The following is a 24,529-nucleotide window of genomic DNA, read 5'->3' as shown; positions in this document are numbered from 1 at the left end:
CGACGGCGCCGTTCGGAGGGGTCGGGTCCGAGGAATTCGATCCTCAGGCCGGGACGTCCTGCGCCAGGGCGATCGCCTCGTCCTGGCGCAGCGCCCTGCCCGAGGTCCATGCCTCGGCCCACACGGTGGCGTCGGCGTGCTGCCGCGCGGCACCGAGCACGGACTCGCTGACCCGGCGCTCCACCGGGAGGGCACGTCCGCCGAAGGACTCCCAGATCCGCTCTGCCGCTCCGCCGAGCCGCGCGGCGCGGGCCGGATCACCCCGCAGCGCGGCGGCATCGGCGAGACCCGTGAGGGCCTCGGCGATCCCCTTCGGCTCGCCCAGTCCGTCGAACACGGCGAGGCTCTGGACATAGAGCGCCTCGGCCCGAGCGGGATCGACGTCGACCAGCGCCGCGAGGCCCAGGTAGCCGAGGGAGCGGGCACGGAAGCGCTCGTCGCCGAGCTCGGCGTACTCGCGGAGCGCCTCACCCAGCACCTCGCGCGCCCGCGCGGTCTCACCGGCGCCGATGCTCGCGATCCCGACGTTGAGCAGCGAGGTCGCGAGCAGCCACGGCTGGTCCAGGTGCCGGGCCAGGTCCAGCGCCTGGTCCAGGCTCGCCGACGCCGCGGCGATCTCGGCGCGGGCCAGCGCGACCATCCCGCGCACGGTCGCGGCGTTGCGTCGTACGGCGCCGTCCTGGACCTCGTCGGCGAGCGCGTCGAGCTCGGCGGCACACCGCGCCGCCCGTGCGTCGTCGCCCTGCTGGAGCGACAGCCACGCCAGGCCCCACCAGGCATCGGTGCGGGTCGCCGGGCTCGCGGGAGGTACGCCGGCGAGGCCCCTCTCCAGCCACGCCCGACCGCCCGCGAGGTCCCCGCGGGCCTGCCAGTAGCGCCACAGGCCCACGCACAGGCGCAGGAAGACCTCGGTGTCGCCCGCCTCCTCCGCCCACCGCAGGGCGACGGCGAGATTGGGGCCGTCGGCGTCGAGGACGGCGTACCACTGCTCCTCGCTGCCGACGTGATCCGCGAGCGCCGACACCCGGTCGACGTGCCAGGCGACGAAGCGGCGGCGGAACTCCGCGTCCAGCTCACGGCGTACGTCGTTCGCCCGGCCGCGGGCCATCTCCACGAACTCCGCCAGGTCGCCCGAGGCCAGGCCGAGCGCCGCCCCGAGACGCTCGGCGGTGTCGCGGTAGAGCCGCCGGCGCAGGCCGCGCTCGATGTCACTGACGGTCCGGGCGCTCAGCCCGGCCCGTTCGGCGAGCTCCTCCTGGGTGAGCGCGGCGTCGTCGCGCAGCGAGCGGAGGACACCGGCGAGGTGGCCCATGAGCGCACAGTAGCGGCGCGGCGAAGTCGGTGGGTGACTTTTCCTGGCTCCCGTCGCGCAGCGGGAGCACGGTGGACCGACCACCCACCGAAGGAGAGCACCATGGGAAAGCAGACCGCACTGCGGCTCTACGACCTGCTGAACGCCGGCCGCGTCGAGGAGGTCGGCTCGCTGGTGACGCCGACGTACGTCGAGCACGACCCGCTGCCCGGGCAGGGCATCGGTCGCGAGGGCGTCGTGGACCGGTTCTCGATGATCGTCGGCGGCCTCGCGCCGCGGTTCACCGTCGAGGACGTGATCTGCGAGGGCGACCGCGTCGTGGTCCGCTGGACCAACGCGGGCACCCACGTCGGGGAGTTCGCGGGCATCCCGGCGACCGGCGCGACGTTCACGATCAGCGGCATCGACATCTACCGAACCGAGGGCGACCTGCTCGCCGAGCACTGGCACGTCATCGACCAGCTCGCGATGCTCGGCCAGCTGGGCCTGCTGCCGCAGCCCGCCTAGGGACGGCAGAACGCCCCCGCCCGCAGCAGCGGGCAGGGGCGTTCGGGCGCGGATCAGGCCTTGCGGAGGTTCCGCAGGACGTACTGCATGATGCCGCCGTTGCGGTAGTAGTTCGCCTCGCCGGGGGTGTCGATCCGGACGACGGCGTCGAACTCCACGTCGCCGGCCTTCACCTTGACGGTCTTCGGCGTGGTGCCGTCGTTGAGCGCGGTGATGCCGGTGATGGAGAAGGTCTCCTCGCCGGTCAGGCCCAGGCTCTCGGCGGTCTGGCCCGCGGGGAACTGCAGCGGGATGACGCCCATGCCGATCAGGTTCGAGCGGTGGATGCGCTCGTAGCTCTCGGCGATGACGGCCTTGACGCCCAGCAGCGAGGTGCCCTTGGCCGCCCAGTCGCGCGACGAGCCCGAGCCGTACTCCTTGCCGGCCAGCACGACCAGCGGGATGCCGGCCTTCTGGTAGTTCACCGAGGCGTCGTACACGAACGACACCGGACCCTCGTCCTGGGTGAAGTCGCGCGTGAAGCCGCCCTCGGTGCCGGGCGCGATCTGGTTGCGCAGCCGGATGTTGGCGAACGTGCCGCGGATCATGACCTCGTGGTTGCCGCGGCGCGAGCCGTAGGAGTTGAAGTCACGCTGCTCGACGCCGTGCTCGGTGAGGTACTGGCCCGCGGGCGAGTCCTTCTTGATGGCGCCGGCCGGGCTGATGTGGTCGGTCGTGACCGAGTCGCCCAGCTTGAGCAGGACCCGCGCACCCTCGATGTCGGTGACCGGGTTCGGGGTGTCGGGCATGCCCTCGAAGTACGGGGGCTTGCGGACGTACGTCGACTGCTCGTCCCACTCGAAGGTGTTGCCCTCCGGGGTGGGCAGCGAGCGCCAGCGGTCGTCGCCGGCGAAGACGTCGGCGTAGTCCTTGGTGAACATCTCCGAGCTGATCGCCTGGGCGATCGTCTCCTCGATCTCCTGCGGCGTGGGCCAGATGTCCTTGAGGAAGACGTCGTTGCCGTCGGCGTCCTGGCCGAGCGCGTCGTTGAACAGGTCGACGTTCATGTTGCCGGCCAGGGCGTAGGCGATGACCAGCGGCGGGGACGCCAGGTAGTTCATCTTGATGTCGGGGTTGATCCGGCCCTCGAAGTTGCGGTTGCCGGACAGGACCGACACCACGGCCATGTCGTGCTCGTTCACCGCGGCGGAGACCTCGGGGATGATCGGGCCCGAGTTGCCGATGCAGGTGACGCAGCCGTAGCCGACGAGGTTGAAGCCGAGCTTGTCGAGGTACGGCGTCAGGCCGGCCTTCTCGTAGTAGTCGCTGACGACCTTGGAGCCGGGCGCGAGCGTCGACTTGACCCACGGCTTGCGCTGCAGGCCCTTCTCGACGGCCTTCTTGGCCAGCAGGGCCGCACCGATCATCACGCTCGGGTTCGAGGTGTTGGTGCAGGAGGTGATCGACGCGATCGTGACCGCGCCGTTCTCCAGCTCGAAGGACTGGCCGTCCTCCAGGGTGACCGGCACCTTGATGCCCGGCTCCTGGGAGTACGTCGGCAGCGCGGCCGCGAAGGCCTCGGCCGCCGCGGTGACCTCGATGCGGTCCTGGGGACGCTTCGGGCCGGCGATGCTCGGGACGACCGAGCCGAGGTCCAGCTCGAGCTTCTCGGAGTAGCGCGGCTCGGCGGCCGGGTCGAGCCAGAGGCCCTGCTCCTTGGCGTACGCCTCGACGAGCGCGATCTGCTCCTCGGAGCGGCCGGTGAGCCGGAGGTACTCGGTGGTCTGGCCGTCGATCGGGAAGATCGCGCAGGTCGAGCCGAACTCGGGGCTCATGTTGCCGATCGTGGCGCGGTTGGCCAGCGGCAGCGCGGAGACGCCCTCGCCGTAGAACTCGACGAACTTGCCGACCACGCCGTGCTGGCGCAGCATCTCGGTGATGGTGAGGACCAGGTCGGTCGCGGTCGAGCCCTCGTGCAGCTCGCCGGTCAGCTTGAAGCCGACGACGCGCGGGATGAGCATGGAGACCGGCTGGCCGAGCATCGCGGCCTCGGCCTCGATGCCGCCCACGCCCCAGCCCAGCACGCCGATGCCGTTGACCATCGTGGTGTGGGAGTCGGTCCCGACGCAGGTGTCGGGGTAGGCCAGCAACTCACCGTCGACCTCGCGGGTGAAGGTGACCCGCGCGAGGTGCTCGATGTTGACCTGGTGGACGATGCCGGTGCCCGGCGGGACGACCTTGAAGTCGTCGAAGGCGCCCTGGCCCCAGCGCAGGAACTGGTAGCGCTCGCGGTTGCGCTCGTACTCGATCTCGACGTTGCGCTCGAACGCCTCCGGCGTGCCGAAGACGTCGGCGATGACGGAGTGGTCGATGACCATCTCGGCCGGCGCGAGCGGGTTGATCTTGGTGGCGTCGCCACCGAGGTCGGCCATCGCCTCGCGCATGGTGGCCAGGTCGACGACACACGGGACGCCGGTGAAGTCCTGCATGATCACGCGGGCCGGCGTGAACTGGATCTCCTTGTCGGGCTCCGCGTCCTGGTCCCAGCCCGCGAGCGCCTTGATGTCGTCGGCGGTGATGTCCGCGCCGTCCTCGGTGCGGAGCAGGTTCTCCAGCAGCACCTTCAGCGAGTAGGGCAGGCTCGCGACGTCGAGACCGTCACCGGTCACGGCGTCGAGCCGGAAGATGCCGTAGGAGTTTCCCCCCACGTCCAAGGTGCCCTTGGCACCGAAGCTGTTCACGCTGGCCATCCGCGTCTCCGTCCTCGTCGACTTTGTGGTCGGGATAGGTCTGGGCGCCCATCCTGCCGCCGCTCAGGGCGGGCTGGGAAGTGAGGCCAACCTAAACGCCCGATCCCGATTTATCTTGATATCAAGATATCACGAAGGGGTGACCTCCGTCGTCCCCGGATCGCCGGAGACCGACGTCACCTGCAGGTCGCCCTCCCCCTGGTCCGCGTAGACCGCCAGCATCCGCAGGTTCAGGCCGGCGACGGTCATCGTGTCGCCGACGCCGAGCCAGTGCTGGACGGCGTCGTTGCCCGGCGCGGAGGTCCCCCCGGGGTTCGGGATGGCGCTGACGTTGAGCTGGAAGCTGCCGCCGATCCGGCGTACGCCGTGGGTGAAGACGTAGAGCCCGACCCCGTCCACCGTGACGTTGGCCGGGAAGTTCACCTCGCCGTGGCCCGCCGGGATCGGGGAGATCCGGACCTTGCCGGGACCGGGCACGAAGTGCGGTGGTCCCCCGCATCCGGCCAACCCGAGCAGGAGCACGACACCGACCAGGCAGACCACACGACGCAGCACGATCCCCGATCCTCCCAGGCGGCCGGTCACTAAGCGGAACGGGCCTCTCCGGGTGTAGACCTCGTGTGCACACCTCGATGCCCACCTCGACGCGCGGAGGCCGCATGGACGCGACGGTGGACCCACCCGACGGGTTCGCCGCCTGGGCGCGCCCGCACGTCCCCGCCATGCACCGGTACGCCGCCCGGCTGGTCGGCGTGGGCGATGCCGACGACGTCGTACAGGAGGCCCTGACCCGCGCGTGGAACCGCCGCTCGACGTACGACGCCGGCCGGGGTGAGCCGCTCCCCTGGCTGCTGGCGATCGTCGGGGACCGCGCCCGGCGGCTGCGGCGGGGCCGCCGGCCGCAGCTCGCCCTGCTGGACGCCGACCGGCCGGTCGAGGCCGAGCTGCCGGACGTCGACCTGGAGCGGGCGGTCCGGTCGCTCGCGGCCCGGCAGCGCGAGGTCGTCGACCTCTACTACTTCGTGGACCTCGACGTGACGACGATCGCGGCCGTGCTCGGCTGTGCGCCCGGCACCGTCCGCGCCACCCTGCACCAGGCCCGGGCCGCGCTGCGGCGGGCCCTGGGGAACCCCGATGGAGACGACGATGAGTGACCCCGACCCGATGGACGACGCGATGGACGACCGGCTCACCCGGGCCGGCCAGGCCTGGCGGGCGGATCTGCCGGCTCCGGCCGAGCCGGTGCTCGCCGCGTCGAGCGCTGTCCGGCGCCGCCGGTGGCTGGTGCCCGCGACCGCCGCCGCGATGGTGCTGGTGGTCGCCGGCGTCGCGGCGGTCATCGGCCGGGGTGCCGACAAGACGCCGGCCGCCGGGCCCGATCCGGCCGTGGTGCCGTGGGCCGACCTGCCCGCCACCCACCCGCGGATGCCGGTGCGGGTCGTCGGTGGCGTCTCGCCGGCACAGCTCGCGGCTGCGCCGGTGTGCGGCGCCGGCGACCTGCGTCCGGGCGCCGTGCAGCACGACGGCGCCATGGGAACCGAGTACCTCGACGTAGCACTGCACCTGAGCGCCGGCCATCAGCCGTGCCGCATCGACGCGCGCTACCCCGACGTCGTGCTGACGACCTCGGGAGGCGGCACCGTGCCGGTCGGCCGCTCCCCGGTCGGACTGTCGGGCAACCGGCCGCGCTCGGTCCTGGTGACTCCGGCCGCGCCGGCGGAGGTCGTCGTGGCCTGGTCGGCCACCCACGACTGTCGCAACGTCGACAACACCGGCGCGCAGTGGCGCCTCGGCACGGTCGCCTTCCAGACCACCGGCTTCGGCCGGACCAGCTGCAACCCGGGCGAGGGTCCGCAACAGCCCTACGCGCTGCCGGTCACGCCCGGCTACTCCGCCCACCGCGTCTCGCCGTACGACGGCCTCGACGTCTCCGGGCATCTGGTGCTCACCGCGCAGCCGGGCCGGGCGGTCGACTTCACCGTCACCCTGACCAGCCGGCACGACCTGAGCCTGGACCCGTGTCCGGACTACCGGATCGCTGCCTACACCGGAGTGAAGGGGGCCGACGTCGTCACCGATCACGCGCTCAACTGCGCCGCGGTGCCCTACCGGACCCCGAGCGGAACGCCGTACCTGCCCGCCGGGGTGCCGGTCACCTTCGCGATGCGGATGCAGGCTCCCCGTGTCGACGCGCCGAAGCTGGTCTGGGAGCTCATCGCTCCGCCGTCGCACCCCGCCCGTGGAGGCTCGATCAGCGTCGGGCCGCCCGCGAGCCCCGGCACCCTCACCGGTCGCGTCACGATGGACGGGATGACCAGCATCACGGTGCGCTCCGGCACCGTGACCCTGGTCGGTGACGACGGGAGCCGGACCGTCGCCCGGATCGCTTCCGACGGGACGTACCGCGCGAGCGTCCCGGCCGGCGCCTACACGCTCGTCGTGAGCACGCGCCAGTGGAACGGCGGCGCGCCGTTCAAGGACCGCGCCGGAGTGACCGGCGGGACCACCAACACCGCCGACATCAGCCTGCCGATGAAGTAGGCCCCGCGAGGGCCGCGCAGACCGCCGCGAGGTCGCCCAGCTGCTGTCCGGTCTCCTGGACGACCTGCACGTCGCCGTCTGCATCGAAGACCAGGACCAGCCGTCCGACGTTGCCCAGCACGGCGCCCGCACCGGGCACCGTGAACATCGACTCGCTGCCCATGAAGGCGACGCTGAAGGACCCGTCGGGCCGGGCGGTCGTCACGATCGGCTGGCTCGTGCGCCCGACGAGGACACGACCGTTGGCGCTGAAGCTCTGGACCAGGTGGTTCTGGTCGATCTCCTTGGAGAAGGTCCCGCTCCGGTCCACGAAGTCGGTGGTGGTCACGGTTCCCTCGAGATGGGCGGTGACGGGGAAGCCGCACTCCTGGGTGAGGATCGCCGCCGGCACCGTCACGTCGACGCTCGCGGACACCCGACCGGGCTCGACCGCGACGGCGGATGCTGATGCCAGCACCGGGCAGGCGAAGGCGATGAGCACCGCAGAGATCCACCGGATCCTCCGGAGCACGAGCAGGTCCTGTGGTCTCACGAGATCAGCCTCCGATCGTCGGACGTCCGGTACGCCTTTCGTTCTAGGCCCTGCTCACGACACCGACAAGCCTCGGAAAATCGGACGTCCGGGCTCGCGCCCGCGACGTCAGGCGGGGAGGGCGGACTCGGCGAACTGCGTCCGGTAGAGCTCGCTGTAGCGGCCTCCCGCACCGACCAGGTCCTCGTGCGTCCCGCGCTCGACGATCCGGCCGTCCTCGACCACGAGGATCACGTCGGCGGCGCGGATCGTGGAGAGCCGGTGCGCGATGACCAGCGCCGTGCGGCCCGCGAGCGCCTCGTTCAGCGCGGCCTGGACCGCCGCCTCCGACGTCGAGTCGAGCGAGGCCGTGGCCTCGTCGAGGATGACGACGCGGGGCTGCTTGAGCAGCAGCCGCGCGATCGTCAGGCGCTGGCGCTCGCCGCCGGAGAGCCGGTAGCCCCGTTCACCGACGACCGTCTCCAGCCCGTCGGGGAGGCTGCCCACCATGTCGGCGAGCCGGGCGCGGGTCAGCGCGTCCCACAGGTCGTCCTCGGTCGCCTCGGGCCGGGCCAGCAGCAGGTTGCCGCGGATGGAGTCGTGGAAGAGGTGGCCGTCCTGGGTCACCATGCCGACGGTCGCGCGGATCGAGTCCGCCGTGAGGTCGCGCACGTCGACACCCGCGAGCCGTACGGCGCCCGCGTCGACGTCGTACAGACGGGACACGAGCTGGGCGATGGTCGACTTGCCGGCGCCCGAGGAGCCGACGAGCGCGACCACCTGGCCGGGCTCGGCACGCAACGAGACACCGTGCAGCACCTCCACCCCACCGCGGGTGTCGAGGGTCGCGACCGCCTCCAGCGAGGCGAGCGAGACCTTGTCGGCACTCGGGTAGGCGAAGTGCACGTCGTCGAGCTCGACGGCGACCGGTCCGGCCGGCACCTCGCCCGCGTCCGGGCGGTCGACGATCAGCGGCTCGAGGTCGAGCACCTCGAAGACCCGCTCGAAGCTGACCAGGGCGCTCATGACGTCGACCCGCGCGCTCGCCAGCGCCGTCAATGGCGCGTAGAGCTGGGTCAGCAGCAGGGAGAGCGCGACCACGTCGCCCGCGTCGAGCGAGCCGCCGAGGGCCAGGGAGCCGCCGACGCCGTACACGACCGCCACCGCGATCGCGGAGACCAGCGTGAGCGCGGTGACGAAGGTGGTCTGCACCATCGCGGTCCGCACCCCGATCTCGGCGACCCGCTCGGCGCGGGCCGCGAACTCGACCGACTCCTGCTGCGGCCGGCCGAAGAGCTTGACCAGGGTGGCGCCCGGCGCGGAGAACCGCTCGGTCATCTGGTCGCCCATCGCGGCGTTGTGGCCGGCGGCCTCCCGCTGGATGCCCGCGAGACGGCGGCCCATCCGGCGCGCGGGGACCACGAACACCGGCAGCAGGACCAGCGCCAGGAGGGTGACCTGCCAGGAGATGCCGAGCATCACCACGAGCGTGAGGACGAGCGAGACCAGGTTGGCGACCACGCCGGACAGCGTCGAGCTGAACGCGCGCTGGGCGCCGATGACGTCGTTGTTGAGCCGGCTGACGAGCGCACCGGTCCGGGTGCGGTTGAAGAACGCGATCGGCATCCGCTGGACGTGGTCGAAGACGCTGGTGCGCAGGTCCAGGATCAGGCCCTCGCCGATGCGGGCCGACAGCAGCCGGGACACCAGTCCCATCGCGGCGTTCGCCACGGCCAGCGCGGCGATCACCAGGGCCAGGATCACGACGGTACGCCGGCTGTCGCCCGCGACGATCGCGTTGACCACCTTCCCGGCGAGCACCGGCGTCGCCACGGCCAGGCCGGCCGTCAGCACGCTGAGCACCAGGAACCCGATCAGCTTGCGCCGGTGGGGCCGCGCGAAGCGCAGGATCCGCGCCGCGGTGGCGCGGTTGAACGCGCGCTGCTCGTCCGGGCCGTGCATGCTCCGGTAGACCTGGTTCCAGGCGATCTGCTCCATGCTCACGTCAGCACAACCCGCTCAGCTCGAAAGGATTCCCGCACCATCGGTGCGTGCCGGAAGAATCCCATCCCCGCGGCCGTCAGAGGTAGTCGAGCTCGTCGGGCCACGGCTCCGCCGGGTCGAACCCCTGTGTCCGGAGCTCGTCGGCGGTGACCGTCCGGTCCCCCGGAAGCCCGTGCAGCGAGGCGAGCACGCCGGCCAGGAGGTCCTCCAGCGAGCGCCTGGCCCCGTCGAGGCTCTCGTTGATGGGCCGGGCGTGCACGACGTACAGGTCGATGATGCAGCTCGGCGCCTCGAGGTAGCTCGCGAACGGCGAGTGCAGCCCGACGAGGGTCGTGACGGTCGACTCCGCCAGCCCCTCCAGGCAGTCGCGGTCGAAGGGGTCGAGCTTGCCCGCAGCACCGGCGGCGAAGGCCGCCGAGAGCGCCCGCAGCCGGCCGGTGTGGAAGGACGCGAGGTCGGGGTGCTTGTCGGCGAACCGCGCCGCGTCGACGTGGGCGAGGGCGAGGTCGCGGATGCCGTAGTCCTGGTCCATGCCCCGAAGGTAGGGCCACCGTCCGACGCATCCCGTCGGGTCCCGTCGGGCTCAGTCGGCGAGGTACCAGCCCGGCAGCTCGTCCGGGGCGAGGTCGGTCGCGTCGCCCGGGCGGGTCAGGGTGAGCACGGCGCGCTCGATCTCGCGGCGGGCCTCCAGCGCGTCGGCGATGGTGGCCAGACGCGCCGCCACGGCCGACTCCGGGGCGTCGCCCGTGAGGTCGACCGCGGCGACCAGGTAGATGCGGTCGGCACCGAGCCACTCCATCCGCAGGAAGCTGACCCGCTCGACGTCCGGGTGGGCCCGCAGGGCCTCCAGTGCACGGTTGCGCGCGAGCGGAGTCACCGACTCGCCGGTGAGGAAGTCGATGTTGCGCCGGATCAGGAACAGCGCCACCACGCCCAGCAGGATGCCGACGACGATCGAGCCCACCGCGTCCCACGCGGCCTCCCCCGTCGCCTGGTGCAGCCCGATGCAGGCCGCGGCGATCGCGATGCCGACCAGCGCCGAGAGGTCCTCGAGGAACACCGCGCGCAGCATCGGGTTCGAGGTGATCCGCACGTAGCGCAGCGGGTGCAGCCGACGCGCGACGGCTCCCGCCCGGGTCTGGCGCAGCGCCTGCAGGAAGGAGGTGCCCTCGAGAGCGGCGGAGACGGCGAGGACGACGTACGCCGTCAGGTACGACGCCCCCTCGTCGGGCGCACGCAGTGCCTGGATGCCGTGCCAGATGGAGACCGCGGCACCGACCGTGAACAGGCCGAAGGCGGCGAACATCGACCAGATGTAGCCGACCCGCGCGTAGCCCAGCGGGTGCCGGGCGTCCGGGGGCTGCGCGGCCCTGCGCTCGCCGATCAGCAGGAACACCTCGTTGCCGGTGTCGGCCCACGAGTGCGCGGCCTCCGCGGTCATCGACGGCGAGCCGGTGATCACCGCCGCGACGGTCTTGGCGATCGCGACGAGGGCGTTCGCCGTGAGGGCGAGCACGACCGTGAACAGGCTCTCCCCGCCGGCCGGCTCGGCCGCGGCCGCGGTCACTCGCCGAGTCCGTCCAGGAAGTCGGTGGTCGGCACGAAGTAGAGGCTTCCCGTGACGGCGGTGGAGAAGTCGAGGATCCGGTCGGTCGTCCCGGCGGGCTCGCCGACGAACATCCGGCGCAGCATCTCCTCGGTGACGCCCGGGTCGGCGGCGTACCCGATGAAGTAGGTGCCGAACTCGGCCGCGCCGACCCTGCCGAACGGCATGTTGGCGCGCAGGATCTGGCGCTGGACGCCGTCCTCCTCGATCACGGTCAGCCGGGTGTGGGCGTCGGCCGCCTTGACGTCGTCGGCGAGCTCCACGTCGTTGAGCTTGGTGCGGCCGATGGCCGCCTCCTGCTGCTCGACGGTGAGCGCCTGCCAGGCCGCCATGTCGTGCAGGTACTTCTGCGTGATGACATAGCTGCCGCCGGCGTACGCCGGATCCTCGTCGCCGATCAGGACGGCCGCGCTCGCGGCGGAGCCCTCGGGGTTCTCCGTGCCGTCGACGAAGCCGAGCAGGTCGCGCTCGTCCCAGGACCGGAAGCCGTGCACCTCGTCGACCACGCGCGCGGCGCCGTCCAGCCGCTGCACCACGAGCTGGGCGAGCTCGAAGCACATGTCGATGCGGCTCGCGCGCAGGTGCAGCAGCAGATCGCCCGGCGTGGAGGGCGCCTGGTGCTTCGGCCCCTCCACGGCCGCGAACGGGTGCAGGTGGATCGGTCGCGGGGCCTCCAGCATCCGGTCCCACAGGTCCGACCCGATGCCGGCGACGCAGCTCAGCGTCGCCTCGGGGACGCGGAAGCCGACCGACCGGCGCAGCCCGCTCAGTTCGCCGAGGAGCTCACGGACCGTGGTCTCGCCGCCCGGGTCGACCGTGAGGGTCAGGAAGATCGCCGCGTCGCTGAGGGGCGCGAGAACGGCCTGGGTCTGGGGCTCTGTCTTCACAGCGGGATCCTCGTCTCACATGAAGTTGCGGGTGTGCAGTGCGGACAGCTCGGCCGCCTCGTCGTCGGGGAAGCCGATCGCGGCGAGCCGTCGACGGCGCCCCTGGTCCATCCTGGCCTGCAGGTCCTGCACGGCCAGCCAGCCACGCCTGATCGCGGCCGGCTCCCACGATCCCGCGGCGAGCAGCACCAGGGCGTCGTACACCGTCTCGTTGAGGCCGCTGGTCTCGCGGAGCGCGTCGTGCCGTCGCTCGATGGCGCCCCGCAGGCGCCCGAGGAAGGCCGGGTCGCTGCGCGTCAGGTGGGTGGTGTGCGCGACCCCGAACACCACGTGGCGGGCCTCGTCGCGCGCCGCGAGGCGGGTGACGTCGGCCGTGATCCGGTCCGGGGCGTGGGTGTGGAGGAACTGCAGCAGGTCCACGAAGGTGCCCTCCCCCAGCACCGAGAGCAGGAACGACGCCAGGGTGAAGTCCGGCTCGTCGAGGAGGGTCTGCAGCGACTCCCGACCGGCCACGCTCGACGTACCCATCCGGTCGCGGCGGGTGAGCGCGCGCCGGGTGAAGATCTCGACGTGGCGAGCCTCGTCGGCGACCTGGGACGCGAGCAGCTGCATCACCTCGCGGTAGTGCGGGTGCAGCGAGGCGAGCATGCGGGCCGGGATCATCAGCGCCGCCTGCTCGTTCTCGACCAGGTAGGTCATGACCTGGACGACGGCGTCCTCGATGTCCTCGGGCACCACCTCGGGGGTCCAGTCGATGACGGTCGCCGGGTCCCACTGCGACGCGGCGGCGCGCGCGTAGAGCGTGGGGGCGATGTCGGCCCAGACGTGGTCGCGCTCGACCCAGGCGACATCGAGCGGCGGTCCGCCCTCCTCGACCAGCGCTCCCCGCGCCGCGAGGCCCCACCGGCGGTCAGCGACCGCGGCAGGTACGTCGGCGCTGCCCGCGCGCGTCGCGCCCGCCCAGCGCCGGTCGTCGGCATCGCCCTTGTGCACCGTCACGCGCTGCACGCCTCCCTCGGGCTCGGCCCAGGGCTCGACCCGGTGCCCCCTCGCCCGGCACCAGGCGCCGAGCATCAGCGGGAGCGCCGGGTCGTAGCCCCGCACCTCCAGGCTCTCGCCGCCCCCCAGGTCGGCGAGAGCCCGAGCCACGAGCAGGTGCCCGCCCTCGTCGAGGGCGAGGTGCTCAAGGTCGATAGCCGGCGGCATCGACGGTCCCCTCCGCGGAGTAGAAGCCGGTCTCGTCGACCGCGCGCTCGAGCTGGGCGAAGCCCCCGGTCCTGCCGGGGAGCCAGGCCGTGAGGCCCTCGAGGTCCAGCAGCCGGCGTACCTGCGGGTCGGCGTACGACATCGCCAGGAAGACCTCGGTCAGCCGCTCCACCTCCGCCGGGTCCGCGGCCGGACCGGCCGTCATCATGCAGTGGTCGAAGAGGTCGGTGTGCCCGAGGACGCGCAGGGAGCCGGACGGCGCGGTGCCCTCCCTGCTGAACAGCAGCAGGTTGGCATCGAGCACGCAGGCCGCGTCCACGTCACCGGTCATGAGCGCGGTCACGGCGTCCCGCTCGCCGCCCACGTGGTCGCCGTGCAGGCCGACCCCGACGTCGTACCGGACCACGTCGAGGTCGTCACCGAGCTCGGCACGCAGGTACGACAGCGGGATCAGCGTCGCCTGCGGCGAGTCGATCGCGCCCACTCCGATCCGCCTGCCCTTCAGCTCGGGCAGGGTCTCGATCCCGCTGTCGGCACGCGTGATGACGGCCGAGCGGAGGTCGCGGTCGGTGTCGCGCATGAAGATCGGCGAGACCGTCACTCCCCGCGCATGCGCCAGCCTGCGGGCGCGGACCCACGCGAGGGGCGAGTTCCACGCCAGGTCGATCCGGCCGGCGACCAGGTCCTCGACCTGGCGCTCGTAGTGGGAGTAGAGGACGTAGTCGGTCTCGACCCCCTGGGTGCGCAAGTACGCACGGAAGCCGTCCCAGATCGTGACGACCTTCGGGTCGTAGGCCACCGAGCCGATGAGCAGCGCCATCACGCCTCCCCGAGCAGAGGCAGACCGGTCAGCGCCCGGCCGATGATGTCGAGCAGCGCATCGGTGGTGGGCGCCATCACCCGCGCGGCACGGGCGTCGCGGAAGCGGCGCTCCACGGCCAGCTCCTTGCGGAAGGCGGCGCCCCCGCACGCCGTCATGGCCAGATCGGAGACGAGCGCGACGCTCCGGTCCGCAGCGGCCTTGGTCTGGAGCACGAGCAGCGGTGCGGTCTCGAGGCCGGCGCTCGCCGCCGCGATCGCGTCGGCGATCTGGGCCCGGGTGCGGTCGGTCTCGATGCTCATCTCGGCCAGGCGGGTGCGGCCCGGCAGCTGTTGGGCCAGCGACTGGCCCAGGTGCTCCAGGGAGGTGCCGGTCAGGTGCGCGGCCGTGGCGGCCGTGAGGGCCTGCATCGCGCCGAGCCCGGCGGAGGCGTTGAGCACGAGGAACACCGGCAGCACGTGGCCGAGCGCGAGATCGAGCCCCGCGCCGTCCTCGCCCAGCATGGCCCCGCGCGGGATCCGTACGCCGTCGGCGACCACCGGGCAGGAGTCGTTGCCGCGCAGGCCGAGTCCGTCGAACGCGTCCGGCGACGAGAGGCCGGCGACGCTGCTGTCGACGTACCACAGGGTCATCGCGCCGTCGGCCGCCAGCGGCCGCGAGGACCACACGTAGCTGTCGGCGTGGTGGGCCGAGGTGACCCAGGACTTGAAGGCGTCCAGCACGACCTGGTCCCCGTCGGCGGTGGCGGTGCTCATCGGCGCCCAGAAGTGGCTGCGGGACCCGCGCTCGGAGAACGCGAGGGTGCTCAGGTGGCGGCCCGCGGCGATCGCCTCGAGTGACGCGGTGTGACCGGCGGTGACCAGCATCGCCGTGGCGGCGTAGTGCATCGTCACGACCATCGCGGTCGAGCTGCAGGCCGTTGCCAGCCGGCGTACGAGGTCCGCGGCGGCGTCGAGGCCGAGGCCCTCGCCGCCGAGCTCGGTGGGGACGGTCAGGGCGAGCAGGCCGGCCTCGGCCAGGGCCTCGACGGCGGCCTTCGGGAAGGCGCCGTCGGCGTCGACCGCGGCGGCCTGGGGCGCGACGATCTCCTCGACGATCTGGTCCAGGCGGGCGTCGAGGGCGGGAGGAAGGGTTCCGGGCATGGCTGTGTCTCCGAATCTGTGGGGTGTGCGGAGCCGCCCGACCGGGCGGCGAGGAAGGGCGCGGGTCAACGACGGGGCAGCACGACGACCTCCTCCCGGTCCACAGGTCCCGACGGCTCAGGACGGCGCGACATGGGCACAGCCATGGGGGCGGGCGGTCTTCCACTCGACGGGCTCGCCGGACGGGCGCAGCACCAGCACACGGTTGCCGTCGAGCAGGACGTGGTCGGCCTCGACCCCGAGGAGCCGGGCGACGACGTACGCCGAGCTCAGCCGGGTCACGTCGCGGGTCTCGCCGAGCGGGATCAGCGACGCGGTCTCGCTGATCAGCTCGTGCTCGCCGGCACGCACGACGATCCGCGTGCCCGGGGCGACGCCTCGGGCCGACACGGCGACCGAGATGTTGTCCAGGTCCGCCGAGCCGACCGCGGCCAGCGCGACGGCGTACCTGATCCGGACCCGCTCGAGGACCGCGCGGTCCACGCCGTTCCCGATCACGACCGGGATCCCGAGGTTGCGGGCCACGGCGACCCAGCGGGCATCCCCGTCGCGCTCCACCCCCACGACGGGGATGCCGAGCGTCTGCAGGTGGCGGCACAGCCGCAGGCCCACCTGGCCCAGCCCGATCACGACCACGTGGCCGGATCGGGGCAGCGCCCGCGACCCGAACAGTCCGATCAGCCGCGGGCCCAGCAGCATGTCGACCAGGCCGGCGGTGAACATGCCGGTGAACAGCACCGACAGCAGCATGGCCAGGCCCGCGAACACGCCGTACGCCTCGCCGTGGTGGCCCTCGGGGCCGACGGTCGCGGCGACCTGGGCGGCCTCCTGGAAGGCCTCGGGCCACGGCGTACCGATGCTGACCAGCCAGGTCCAGTCGCACAGCAGCGCCAGGGTGGCTCCGCCCAGGCCGAGGTAGAGGATGCGGCTCCCGGCGTCGTGCGGACGCAGTTGGCCGGAGACCCGGCCGCGCAGTGCCCGCATCCGGTCGGAGTAGGAGCGGTGCCAGGGCCGCACGACGACTCCACCCGGCGCGACCCCGACCGCCTCGGCCCGCGCCTTGCCGGTCGGGAACACGGCCGCACCCTCGTCGAGGCAGGCCGCGACCAGCACGGGCGCCGCGAGCTCGGCCGGCGAGGTGACGAGGCACCCGGGCAGCAGCCGGCGCAGCTCCTCGGACATCGTCGCGTCGAAGATCGCCGCGATGAGCGGTACGCCGGGGGCGAAGTGGGCCGCGGCCAGCGCGTAGCGCAGCCCCACGTCGTCCTGGTGCAGCAGGATCGCCACCCCGGACACCGATCGCCGCAGCGAGGACCGCAACTCGGCGTCGTCGGGCGCCGGCAGGTGGTGGACGGTGTGGCCGCGGTCGGCCAGCGCCGCGCAGACACGGCGTGCGAGCGTCGTCGCGCCGATGACCAGGAAGCGCTCCCCCGCCACCGTCACGGCCGCCGCTTCAGCCATCGCGCCGCGATCGCGAGCACGACCGCCGCGGCGGCGACGACGCTCAGGGGCACGGAGTCCGGACCCGTGCCGCGCGGCACCGGCATGCCCGCGACGGCGGGACGCGGCAGAGCCGGTACGCCGCCGGGTACGCCGACCGGCGCGTGTCCGTCGCGCGACCACGTCTCGGACTGGGTGAGCCGGAACAGGTAGACCAGCGACGGGAGCACGATCACGCCGGCGAGGCCGACGACCAGGAGCAGCGCCCACAACGTGGCGGAGGCCCCGGCAGCATCGACGATCGGGACCTGGTCCACCAGCAGCCACGGGAACTGGGCCACACCCCAGCCGGCCAGCACGCACACGACCGCCGCCACGGCGCCGATGCGGGCGGCGGCGTACCGGCGCGTCCAGAGCAGGAGCAGGGTGGCGCCGCCGGACAGCGCCGACAGCACGATCAGCGGAGAGGCCGGCCCGATCAGTCCGTGGCTCAGGGTCCTGGCGTCACGGAACAGCGGCACGAGCGCGCCGAAGACGATCACTCCCGTGCCGACGCCGACGACCAGCGCGCGCCGGCGCAGCTCCTCGGCCAGCTCGTCGTGCCCGCTGCGCTCGGCGTCCGCGGTGAGGAAGGCGCCCGCGAGGAACGCACAGGTGCCGACCGCGATCAGGCCGCCGAAGATCGAGGTCGGGTTGAGCCAGGAGCTCCACACGTCGCCGTACCCCTGGGCCGGGACACGACCCGAGGCGATCGCACCGGCCGCGGCGCCGAGGAAGAACGGGGTGATGAACGACGACGACGCGAAGACGACCCCGAACAGGCGCGCCTGGTCGAGCGTCGCGGCGAACTTGCGGAACGCGAAGCTCGCGCCGCGCAGGACGATCCCGAGCAGGGCCAGCAGGATGGGGATGATCAGCGTCGTCATCGCGGCCGCGAAGGACACCGGGAAGCCGGTCCACCAGACCACCAGGACGTAGATCAGCCAGACGTGGTTGGCCTCCCAGACCGGGCCGATGCTGTGGTCGACGAGGGTGCGCAGCTCGGAGCCGCGCCGGGCGTCGCCCGCGGTCAGGTCGTAGAAGCCGGAGCCGAAGTCGGCGCCCGCGAAGATCGCGTAGGCGACGACCCCGGCGAACAGGGCCGCGCAGACGGCGTAGGCGAGGAAGGTCATCGCCGCTCGACCGCCAGCGCCGGCCCGTACGGGCTGGGCAGGTCGACCATGCCCGCGCGCCAGCGACGGGACATGGAGCGCAGTACGACGACCGCTCCGGCGGTCATCGCCGAGTAGACGACCACCGTGCTGCCGAACAGCCACCACAGGCCCGCGTGCGTGCTCGCCGCATCGATCGTCTTCAGGTAGCCGTAGACGACCCAGGGCTGGCGGCCGACCTCGGTCGCCGTCCACCCGCACTCCAGGGCCAGGACGGCGGCCGGGCCGGCGAGTGCGCACGCGCGGAGGAACCACTTGCTGCGCAACAGGTCCCGGCGGCGCCACCGGGCGAACCAGAACAGCGAGACACCGAGCGCCAGCGTGCTGCCGAGGCCGATCATCGACTGGAAGGCCCAGTGGGCGGTGTTGATCTCGGCGTCGACCGGGCGGTCGGCCGGGGGGACGGTGTCCATGCCGGTGACCGGCTTGGTGAGGGAGTTCTCGGCGACCAGCGATCCGACACGCGGTATGTCGAGCGTCCAGCGGACCTTGCCGTCGAGGTAGATACCGCCGATGCGGAGCGGCGAGGGACCGTCGGTCGTGGTCTCGGCGTACTCGAACGCGGCGAGCTTCGAGGGCTGGTGGCTGTCCATGCCGAACCCGAGCACGTGGCCGATCACGGGCTGCACCAGCGCCGCCACGCTCGCGAACACGAACGGCACGAGGAACCCGAGCCGGTGGTGCTCGTCGCGGCGGCCGCGGAGCATGCCGACGGCGTACACGCCCGCCATGGTGAAGCCGACGACCATGAACGCGCCGACCCACATGTGCGCGAACTCCAGCCAGACCCGCGCGTTGAACATCGCCCGCCACGGGTTGACGTCGGTGACCCGGCCGTCGACGATCCGGAACCCCGTGGGCCAGTTCATCCAGGCGTTCACCGCGAGCACGCAGAAGGTGCCGGCCACCCCGGCGCTGATCATCGGCAGCAGCGCCAGCAGGTGGACGCGCGGCTTCATCCGCCCCCACCCGTAGAGGTACACGCCGAGGAAGATCGCCTCGACGAAGAACGACAGCCCCTCGAAGGCGAACGGCAGGCCCAGTACGTCGCCGAAGCGGCTCATCAGCCCCGGCCAGAGCACCCCGAACTCGAAGCTGAGCACCGTGCCGGACACCGCCCCGATCGCGAACAGCACCGCGGCCACCTTCGACCAGCGCCGGGCGAGCTCGAGCGCGACCGGATCGTCGCGACGGATGCCGCGCCGGTGCATCGCGAAGATCATCGCGGGGAAGGCCACCCCGAAGCAGGACATGACGATGTGCCAGCCCAGGGACAGGGCCATCTGCTCGCGGGCCGGCAGCAGCCCGGGCGGATCGACGACGAGGGCGATCATGGGGGTCCTCCTTGCGCGTGCGTGAGCGGGACCGCTCCGATCAGGTGGTGGAGTCCGCGAGCTCGGCGACGGTCCTGCCGTAGATCGCCCAGTAGGCGCCCGCGACGAAGACCGCGGCGCCGACCAGGTTCCCGACGAAGGCGAGGAGGAGGTTCACGAGCGTGTTGCCGAGCGTCACGTCCGGGACACCGGCGAACAGGGCGAGCGGGAGGAAGAACATGTTGGCGACCACGTGGTCGAAGCCGAGGGCGACGAACGCGGTGATCGGGAAGACGATGCCGAGGATCTTGCCGCCGACGTCCTTGGCCGCGAGCGCCAGCCAGACGCCGAGGCAGACCAGCCAGTTGCAGCCGATGGCGCGCAGGAGGACCTGGAGGTGCGACTCGATGTGCGCCTTGCCGGTCGCGATCGCCGCGAGGCGCTCGTAGGCGGCGTCGGAGGAGGTCGGGGTCGCTCCGGATCCGAGGTGGGCGAGGTCGGTGGCGTGGCTCCCGACGACACCGGTCTGGTAGGCGATGAAGTACGCCACGACGAGCGCACCGACCAGGTTCATCACCGTGACGACCGCCCAGTTGAGGGCGAGGCGCTTCGGGGTGATCCGGCGTGCCATGGCCGCGAGGGGCAGCAGCATGAAGTTGCCGGTGAGCAGGTCCGAGCCCGCGATGACGACGAGGATCAGGCCGAGGCTGAACACCACGCCGGTGATCAGGCTGGTGGCACCGCCCCAGTGGGCGGCCGGTCCCGAGCTGGACACGATGGCGAGCAGGCCGCCGAAGGCGATGTAGGCGCCGCCGAGGAAGCCGCTGACGACCATCGTCGACACGCGCTGGTTGGCCTTGGCCTCACCCGACGCGACGGCCGCGACGACCGTCTCCGGAGGCGTGTTGTATCCACTCATCCTGGCCGTCCTCTCCCGAGCACCGTGCCGTCACGGTGCGCGATGACACCGCCCGACGTTCCCGCAGGGCGCCGCGACCGGCAAGACCCACCGCGCCGATCGGAGCAAGATTGGTCGGACCCGACAAAGGTGGTTGGTCTACCGGACCACCTGGCGCAGGACACCGTCCAGCCGCTGGGTCCAGCCGCGCCGGTCGAGGTGCTCGAGCAGCGGGATGACGACCCGCCGGGTCGTGTCCAGAGCGCGCCGGGCATCACTGGTCGTGAACGGCTGCTGGAGGCCGGCCAGGACCCGCATCGCTCGCGCCGGAGCGTCGGGCAGCAGCACCACGCCGTCGCCGAGCCGCAGCAGGCGACCGGCCCGCTCGGCGGCGCCGAGCTCGCGGGCACCGAGTCCGGCGGCGGCCAGGTCGTCCGCCTCCGGCGCCCGGAAGGGGTGCTCCGCGAGCCGCGCCTCGAGAGCGGCGATCGCGGGCTCGGCAGCGCCGAGACCGTCGTGGCCGGGCTCGTGGAGGTAGCCGTCGCGACTGGCCACGCCGGCCGCGGCGGCGACGCGGTCCAGGAGCGCGTCGGTCGGCAGCCCGAGCAGGTCGCCGGCCGCCGACCGGCTCAGCCCCGGGGACAGCGGCTGGGTGCGGTGGACCTCGGCCACGAGCTCGCGGAGGCGTGCGGACCACGCCTCGACGGCCCCGGGGTCGACCAGCCACCCCCCTTCGTCCAGCACCTGGTCCGGTACGTCGCCGGTGATGCCGAGGCGGCGCAGCAGCTCCCGCTCCACCGCGCCGCGCCGGGTGACCTCGGCGGCGAGCCGCGACTCCGGGGTGAGCGCCGCCAGTTGCGCACCGCGCCGCGCGGCATCGCCGCGGCGGCGCAGCGCGGGCGGGTCGACGTCGAGCACCAGCGCGCCGCCGAGGATGCGCTCCCCGGGCTGGCGCAGCACCAGCCGGTCCCCCACACCGACCGGCACCGCTCGGTCGAAGGTGAGCCGGGCGTGGTCCGCCGAGAAGGGCCGCAGGCGCGCCGCGAGGGCGAGCGTGCCGAGGTGGGCGGTCACGTGCTCGGGCACCCGGTCGAACCCGTCGCCGCTCCCGACCCGCCGCACGTCCACGACGGCGCTGGTCCACCAGGCGCCCGGGGTGACCAGCGCGTCGCCGCGCTGCACGTCGTCGGCGGCGATCTCGCGCAGGTTGACCGCGACCCGGCTGACCGGCGCCAACGCCGGCGCGGGCCGGCCCTCGCTCTGCAGGCCGCGCACGGTGACGGTCCGGTCGCCCTGTGCGCCGACGAGCCGGAGGCGCTCGTCCACCCGGACCGTGCCCGAGGACAGCGTGCCGGTGACCACCGTGCCCGCTCCGGTGATGCTGAAGGCGCGGTCGACCCAGATGCGCACCCGGCCGTCGACGCGCGGCTCCGGGAGCCGGGCGAGCACCCCGTCGAGCGCCCGGTCGAGGTCGGCCAGGCCGGTGCCGTTGACCGCCGACACCGTCACCGCAGGCGCGTCGGCGAGACCGGTGGTGGCCAGCTCCCGGCGTACCTCGGCCAGGACGTCGTCGGTCGACCCCCGTGCCCGGTCCGCGCGGGTCAAGACGATCACGCCGTGCTCGATGCCGAGCGCCGCGACCGCGTCCCGGTGGTCGCCGGACTGTGCCCGCCAGCCCTCGTCGGCCGCGACGACGAAGAGCACGACCGGGGTGGGGCCCAGACCCGCCAGCATGTTGCCGAGGAAGCGCTCGTGGCCGGGGACGTCCACGAAGGCCACGTCGCGACCCGAGGCCAGCGTGGTCCAGGCGAAGCCGAGGTCGATGGTCAGGCCGCGCCGCCGCTCCTCGGCCCAGCGGTCCGGCTCCATCCCGGTCATCGCGCGCAGCAGCGTGCTCTTGCCGTGGTCGACGTGACCCGCGGTCGCGACGACGTGCACGTCAGGCGTCCCCCAGCCGGGCGAGCACCTCGGCGACGACCTTCGCGACGACGGTGTCCTGGCGCTCCGGGACGCACCTGAGGTCGACCAGGCACATCCCGCCCCGGGTGTGGGCGAGGACCGCCGGGTCCGCTGCCCGGAGCAGTGCGGCGGCGGCCTCGGGAAGCGCCAGCGCCCAGCCGTGCAGCGGGTGTCCCGGCGCCCCACCCCCTCCGACCCGACCGTCGTGCGGGACCACGTCCACGCCGAGCTCTGCCGCCAGCTCAGCGGTACGCCGCCGCAGCAGCTCCGCGTCGGCATGGATCGCGAGCTCCACCGGCACGCTCGCCCCGTTGAGCGTGGCCTCCAGCGCCGCCAGGGTCAGCTTGTCGACGCGTACGGCGCGCGCGAGCGGATGCCGTGCCAGTCGCTGCACCAGGTCGCGACGGCCGAGCAGCAGCCCGGCCTGCGGTCCGCCGAGCAGCTTGTCGCCGCTGGCGATCACCAGGTCGGCGCCCGCCTCCAGCGCCGTCGTGGCGTCCGGCTCGTCGGGCAGCGTGGCGTCCGGCTTGAGCAGCCCGCTGCCGAGGTCCGCGACGAGCGGCACCTCCACGTGGGCACGCAGCTCCGCCAGGGACACCTCGCTGGTGAAGCCCTCGACCCGGAAGTTGCTCGGGTGCACCTTGAGCACGCACCCGGTCTCGGGGCCGATCGCGGCGAGGTAGTCACCGAGGTGGGTCCGGTTGGTCGTCCCGACCTCCCGCAGCCGGGCCCCGGTGGACGCGATCAGGTCGGGCAGCCGGAAGCCGGCACCGATCTCCACGAGCTCGCCCCGGCTGATGACGACCTCCCGGCCGGCGGCCAGGGCCGTCGTCGCCAGCACCAGGGCGGCCGCGCCGTTGTTGACCACGAGCGCGTCCTCGGCCGCGGGACAGCGCCGCAGCAGGGCGGCCCGGGTCGCCGTGCCGCGCCCGGAGCGCAGGCCGGTGGCGAGGTCGAGCTCCACGTCGACGTACCCACTCGCGGCGACGACCGCCGCCACGGCGTCGTCGGACAGCGGCGCGCGGCCGAGGTTGGTGTGGACCACCACTCCGGTCGCGTTGATGACGGGGGTGAGGCTGGCGGCGCGCCGGGACGCCAGGGACTCCTGCACCGCGGCCGCGACGTCCTCCGGGGGCAGCTCGCCGCGTCGCGCGCGATCCTGCGCGGCGACGACGACGGAGCGCACGACCGCCTCGCCCCAACGCTCGCGGGCCGCCAGCGCCTCGGGCAGCTCGAGCAGGGCGTCGGTCCGCGGGATCCGCCGCCGGGGATCGACCTCGCTCATCGACAGACCCTCCCGATGCGTGCACTGGACCATGGCCGCGTGGCGGAGGCGGACGGGAATCGAACCCGCCAGACCGAGATGCTCGGCCTCCTCGGTGTTGAAGACCGGGGGGCCCACCAGGAACCCAGACGCCTCCACGCGGGCCACCAACCTACTGCTCTAACCTCCTGATGGTGAGCACCGCCGACACGATCCGCCTGACCGGCTACGCACATGGTGGCGGCTGCGCCTGCAAGATCCCACCGGGCGAGCTGGAGGACGCCGTCCGCGGCCTGACCGGGCAGGTGGGGGCCGACGTCCTGGTCGGGCTGGACGCGGGCGACGACGCCGCCGCGGTCCGCGTCGGCGACATCGCCGTGCTCTCGACCGCCGACTTCTTCACGCCCGTCGTCGACGACGCGTACGACTGGGGCCGGATCGCCGCCGCGAACGCGCTGTCCGACATCTACGCCATGGGCGGTACGCCGATCATGGCGATCAACCTCGTCGGCTGGCCGCGCGATGTCCTGCCGATGGAGCTGATGACCGAGGTCCTCCGCGGCGGCCTCGACATCGCCCGGCAGGCGGGCTGCCCGGTCATCGGCGGGCACACCATCGACGATCCCGAGCCCAAGTACGGCATGGCCGTCACGGGCGTCGCCGACCCCGCTCGACTGCTGCGCAACGACGCCGCCGAGGCGGGACTGCCGCTCACCCTGACCAAGCCGATCGGCGTGGGGATCCTCAACAACCTGCACAAGCAGACCGGCGAGGTGTCGGCCGCCGCCGTCGAGGTGATGACCACCCTGAACCGCGACGCGTCCGTGGCCGCGCTGGCCGCGGGCGCGCGGGCCGCCACCGACGTCACCGGGTTCGGCCTGCTCGGGCACCTGTACAAGATGTGCCGCGCCTCGGGGGTCGGTGCGGTGATCGACCGCGGCGCCGTACCGCTCGTGGAGGGGGTGCGCGCCGCGCTGGACGCCGGCCACGTGTCGGGCGGAACGCGCCGCAACCTCGACTGGGTGCGGCCCTCCCTGCGCGCCGACGGCGTCGCCGAGGAGGACCTCCTGCTGCTCGCCGACGCCCAGACCTCCGGGGGGCTCCTGGTGGTCGGCGAGGTCCCGGGCTACCCGGTGATCGGCCACACCACGACCTCCGGGGTCATCGAGATCCGCTGAG

Annotated in this window: 21 protein-coding genes and 1 tRNA gene; 4 read left to right on the top strand and 18 right to left on the bottom strand. The window is 73.0% G+C overall.

Annotation, left to right across the window (positions count from 1 at the left end):
- Positions 1–43: 43 nt before the first annotated feature.
- Entirely contained in the window at positions 44–1,312 is a 1,269-nt protein-coding gene (locus ACYU8V_RS02770) for a helix-turn-helix domain-containing protein (RefSeq protein ID WP_460844969.1), read from the bottom strand.
- Positions 1,313–1,414: 102 nt separating this feature from the next.
- Between ACYU8V_RS02770 and ACYU8V_RS02765 the strand changes: the two genes are divergently transcribed.
- Positions 1,415–1,819 carry an ester cyclase gene (locus ACYU8V_RS02765; protein WP_460844968.1) on the top strand — a complete coding sequence of 135 codons (405 nt, stop codon included), beginning with the start codon at positions 1,415–1,417 and terminating at the stop codon, positions 1,817–1,819.
- Between the two features lie 53 nt (positions 1,820–1,872).
- Here ACYU8V_RS02765 and acnA read toward each other — a convergent pair whose 3' ends face one another.
- Both acnA and ACYU8V_RS02755 read right to left on the bottom strand, forming a co-directional pair.
- Positions 1,873–4,548: an aconitate hydratase AcnA gene (gene acnA / locus ACYU8V_RS02760; RefSeq protein ID WP_460844967.1), complete on the bottom strand. Its 2,676-nt coding sequence runs from the start codon at positions 4,546–4,548 to the stop codon at positions 1,873–1,875.
- A 129-nt stretch (positions 4,549–4,677) separates the two neighbouring features.
- The gene (locus ACYU8V_RS02755) at positions 4,678–5,103 is read right to left on the bottom strand and encodes a hypothetical protein (RefSeq protein ID WP_460844965.1); all 426 of its coding nucleotides are present in this window, start codon (positions 5,101–5,103) and stop codon (positions 4,678–4,680) included.
- 104 nt (positions 5,104–5,207) lie between these two features.
- Here ACYU8V_RS02755 and ACYU8V_RS02750 point away from each other — a divergent pair, with 104 nt between their 5' ends.
- Entirely contained in the window at positions 5,208–5,702 is a 495-nt protein-coding gene (locus ACYU8V_RS02750; protein ID WP_460844964.1) for an RNA polymerase sigma factor, read from the top strand.
- Positions 5,695–7,089, top strand: coding sequence for a hypothetical protein (locus ACYU8V_RS02745; protein WP_460844963.1), 1,395 nt, complete (start codon positions 5,695–5,697; stop codon positions 7,087–7,089). The genes ACYU8V_RS02750 and ACYU8V_RS02745 overlap by 8 nt, the downstream gene beginning before the upstream one ends.
- Here ACYU8V_RS02745 and ACYU8V_RS02740 read toward each other — a convergent pair.
- The 15 genes from ACYU8V_RS02740 to ACYU8V_RS02670 form a co-directional block, all read right to left on the bottom strand.
- Positions 7,070–7,621, bottom strand: coding sequence for a hypothetical protein (locus tag ACYU8V_RS02740; protein ID WP_460844961.1), 552 nt, complete (start codon positions 7,619–7,621; stop codon positions 7,070–7,072). The two genes, ACYU8V_RS02745 and ACYU8V_RS02740, sit on opposite strands and share 20 nt — an antisense overlap.
- A gap of 108 nt (positions 7,622–7,729) precedes the next feature.
- Positions 7,730–9,598, bottom strand: a complete 1,869-nt coding sequence (locus ACYU8V_RS02735; RefSeq protein ID WP_460845665.1) for an ABC transporter ATP-binding protein — start codon at positions 9,596–9,598, stop codon at positions 7,730–7,732.
- 82 nt (positions 9,599–9,680) lie between these two features.
- Entirely contained in the window at positions 9,681–10,136 is a 456-nt protein-coding gene (locus ACYU8V_RS02730) for a hypothetical protein (RefSeq protein ID WP_460844959.1), read from the bottom strand.
- A 51-nt stretch (positions 10,137–10,187) separates the two neighbouring features.
- On the bottom strand, positions 10,188–11,171 hold the full coding sequence (locus tag ACYU8V_RS02725; RefSeq protein ID WP_460844957.1) for a cation diffusion facilitator family transporter: 984 nt from the start codon (positions 11,169–11,171) through the stop codon (positions 10,188–10,190).
- Positions 11,168–12,097, bottom strand: a complete 930-nt coding sequence (locus ACYU8V_RS02720) for a Dyp-type peroxidase (protein WP_460844955.1) — start codon at positions 12,095–12,097, stop codon at positions 11,168–11,170. Before ACYU8V_RS02720 ends, ACYU8V_RS02725 begins: the two co-directional genes overlap by 4 nt.
- 15 nt (positions 12,098–12,112) lie before the next feature.
- The gene (locus tag ACYU8V_RS02715; RefSeq protein ID WP_460844953.1) at positions 12,113–13,303 is read right to left on the bottom strand and encodes a hypothetical protein; all 1,191 of its coding nucleotides are present in this window, start codon (positions 13,301–13,303) and stop codon (positions 12,113–12,115) included.
- Positions 13,281–14,123 carry a phosphate/phosphite/phosphonate ABC transporter substrate-binding protein gene (locus ACYU8V_RS02710; protein ID WP_460844952.1) on the bottom strand — a complete coding sequence of 281 codons (843 nt, stop codon included), beginning with the start codon at positions 14,121–14,123 and terminating at the stop codon, positions 13,281–13,283. The genes ACYU8V_RS02715 and ACYU8V_RS02710 overlap by 23 nt, the downstream gene beginning before the upstream one ends.
- Entirely contained in the window at positions 14,123–15,265 is a 1,143-nt protein-coding gene (locus tag ACYU8V_RS02705; RefSeq protein WP_460844950.1) for an acyl-CoA dehydrogenase family protein, read from the bottom strand. The genes ACYU8V_RS02710 and ACYU8V_RS02705 overlap by 1 nt, the downstream gene beginning before the upstream one ends.
- 117 nt (positions 15,266–15,382) lie before the next feature.
- Positions 15,383–16,726, bottom strand: a complete 1,344-nt coding sequence (locus ACYU8V_RS02700) for an NAD-binding protein (RefSeq protein WP_460844949.1) — start codon at positions 16,724–16,726, stop codon at positions 15,383–15,385.
- Positions 16,705–17,877 carry a cytochrome d ubiquinol oxidase subunit II gene (locus ACYU8V_RS02695; protein ID WP_460844947.1) on the bottom strand — a complete coding sequence of 391 codons (1,173 nt, stop codon included), beginning with the start codon at positions 17,875–17,877 and terminating at the stop codon, positions 16,705–16,707. Before ACYU8V_RS02695 ends, ACYU8V_RS02700 begins: the two co-directional genes overlap by 22 nt.
- Positions 17,874–19,250, bottom strand: a complete 1,377-nt coding sequence (locus tag ACYU8V_RS02690; RefSeq protein ID WP_460844944.1) for a cytochrome ubiquinol oxidase subunit I — start codon at positions 19,248–19,250, stop codon at positions 17,874–17,876. The genes ACYU8V_RS02695 and ACYU8V_RS02690 overlap by 4 nt, the downstream gene beginning before the upstream one ends.
- Before the next feature lie 40 nt (positions 19,251–19,290).
- Entirely contained in the window at positions 19,291–20,148 is an 858-nt protein-coding gene (locus ACYU8V_RS02685) for a formate/nitrite transporter family protein (RefSeq protein ID WP_460844943.1), read from the bottom strand.
- A 138-nt stretch (positions 20,149–20,286) separates the two neighbouring features.
- Positions 20,287–22,065: a selenocysteine-specific translation elongation factor gene (selB, locus tag ACYU8V_RS02680; protein ID WP_460844942.1), complete on the bottom strand. Its 1,779-nt coding sequence runs from the start codon at positions 22,063–22,065 to the stop codon at positions 20,287–20,289.
- 1 nt (position 22,066) lies between these two features.
- Entirely contained in the window at positions 22,067–23,371 is a 1,305-nt protein-coding gene (gene selA, locus ACYU8V_RS02675; protein WP_460844941.1) for an L-seryl-tRNA(Sec) selenium transferase, read from the bottom strand.
- Between the two features lie 40 nt (positions 23,372–23,411).
- A tRNA-Sec gene (locus ACYU8V_RS02670) sits at positions 23,412–23,507 on the bottom strand.
- A gap of 37 nt (positions 23,508–23,544) precedes the next feature.
- On the opposite strand from ACYU8V_RS02670, the gene selD reads away from it, so the two are divergent.
- Entirely contained in the window at positions 23,545–24,528 is a 984-nt protein-coding gene (gene selD / locus ACYU8V_RS02665; RefSeq protein ID WP_460844940.1) for a selenide, water dikinase SelD, read from the top strand.
- Position 24,529 lies beyond the last annotated feature (1 nt).

Source organism: Nocardioides ultimimeridianus, from assembly GCF_054777895.1.
The sequence above is the reverse complement of the archived record's forward strand: the minus strand, read 5'-3'. Positions and strand labels throughout refer to the sequence as shown.

What these genes read in the sequence shown, in the direction of transcription:
- ACYU8V_RS02770 (WP_460844969.1), bottom strand. Translation starts at nt 1,312, where the DNA reads ATGGGCCACCTCGCCGGTGTCCTCCGCTCGCTGCGCGACGACGCCGCG.
- ACYU8V_RS02765 (WP_460844968.1), top strand. Translation starts at nt 1,415, where the DNA reads ATGGGAAAGCAGACCGCACTGCGGCTCTACGACCTGCTGAACGCCGGC.
- acnA (WP_460844967.1), bottom strand. Translation starts at nt 4,548, where the DNA reads ATGGCCAGCGTGAACAGCTTCGGTGCCAAGGGCACCTTGGACGTGGGG.
- ACYU8V_RS02750 (WP_460844964.1), top strand. Translation starts at nt 5,208, where the DNA reads ATGGACGCGACGGTGGACCCACCCGACGGGTTCGCCGCCTGGGCGCGC.
- ACYU8V_RS02745 (WP_460844963.1), top strand. Translation starts at nt 5,695, where the DNA reads ATGAGTGACCCCGACCCGATGGACGACGCGATGGACGACCGGCTCACC.
- ACYU8V_RS02735 (WP_460845665.1), bottom strand. Translation starts at nt 9,598, where the DNA reads ATGGAGCAGATCGCCTGGAACCAGGTCTACCGGAGCATGCACGGCCCG.
- ACYU8V_RS02730 (WP_460844959.1), bottom strand. Translation starts at nt 10,136, where the DNA reads ATGGACCAGGACTACGGCATCCGCGACCTCGCCCTCGCCCACGTCGAC.
- ACYU8V_RS02715 (WP_460844953.1), bottom strand. Translation starts at nt 13,303, where the DNA reads ATGCCGCCGGCTATCGACCTTGAGCACCTCGCCCTCGACGAGGGCGGG.
- ACYU8V_RS02710 (WP_460844952.1), bottom strand. Translation starts at nt 14,123, where the DNA reads ATGGCGCTGCTCATCGGCTCGGTGGCCTACGACCCGAAGGTCGTCACG.
- ACYU8V_RS02705 (WP_460844950.1), bottom strand. Translation starts at nt 15,265, where the DNA reads ATGCCCGGAACCCTTCCTCCCGCCCTCGACGCCCGCCTGGACCAGATC.
- ACYU8V_RS02700 (WP_460844949.1), bottom strand. Translation starts at nt 16,726, where the DNA reads ATGGCTGAAGCGGCGGCCGTGACGGTGGCGGGGGAGCGCTTCCTGGTC.
- ACYU8V_RS02695 (WP_460844947.1), bottom strand. Translation starts at nt 17,877, where the DNA reads ATGACCTTCCTCGCCTACGCCGTCTGCGCGGCCCTGTTCGCCGGGGTC.
- ACYU8V_RS02690 (WP_460844944.1), bottom strand. Translation starts at nt 19,250, where the DNA reads ATGATCGCCCTCGTCGTCGATCCGCCCGGGCTGCTGCCGGCCCGCGAG.
- ACYU8V_RS02685 (WP_460844943.1), bottom strand. Translation starts at nt 20,148, where the DNA reads ATGAGTGGATACAACACGCCTCCGGAGACGGTCGTCGCGGCCGTCGCG.
- selA (WP_460844941.1), bottom strand. Translation starts at nt 23,371, where the DNA reads ATGAGCGAGGTCGATCCCCGGCGGCGGATCCCGCGGACCGACGCCCTG.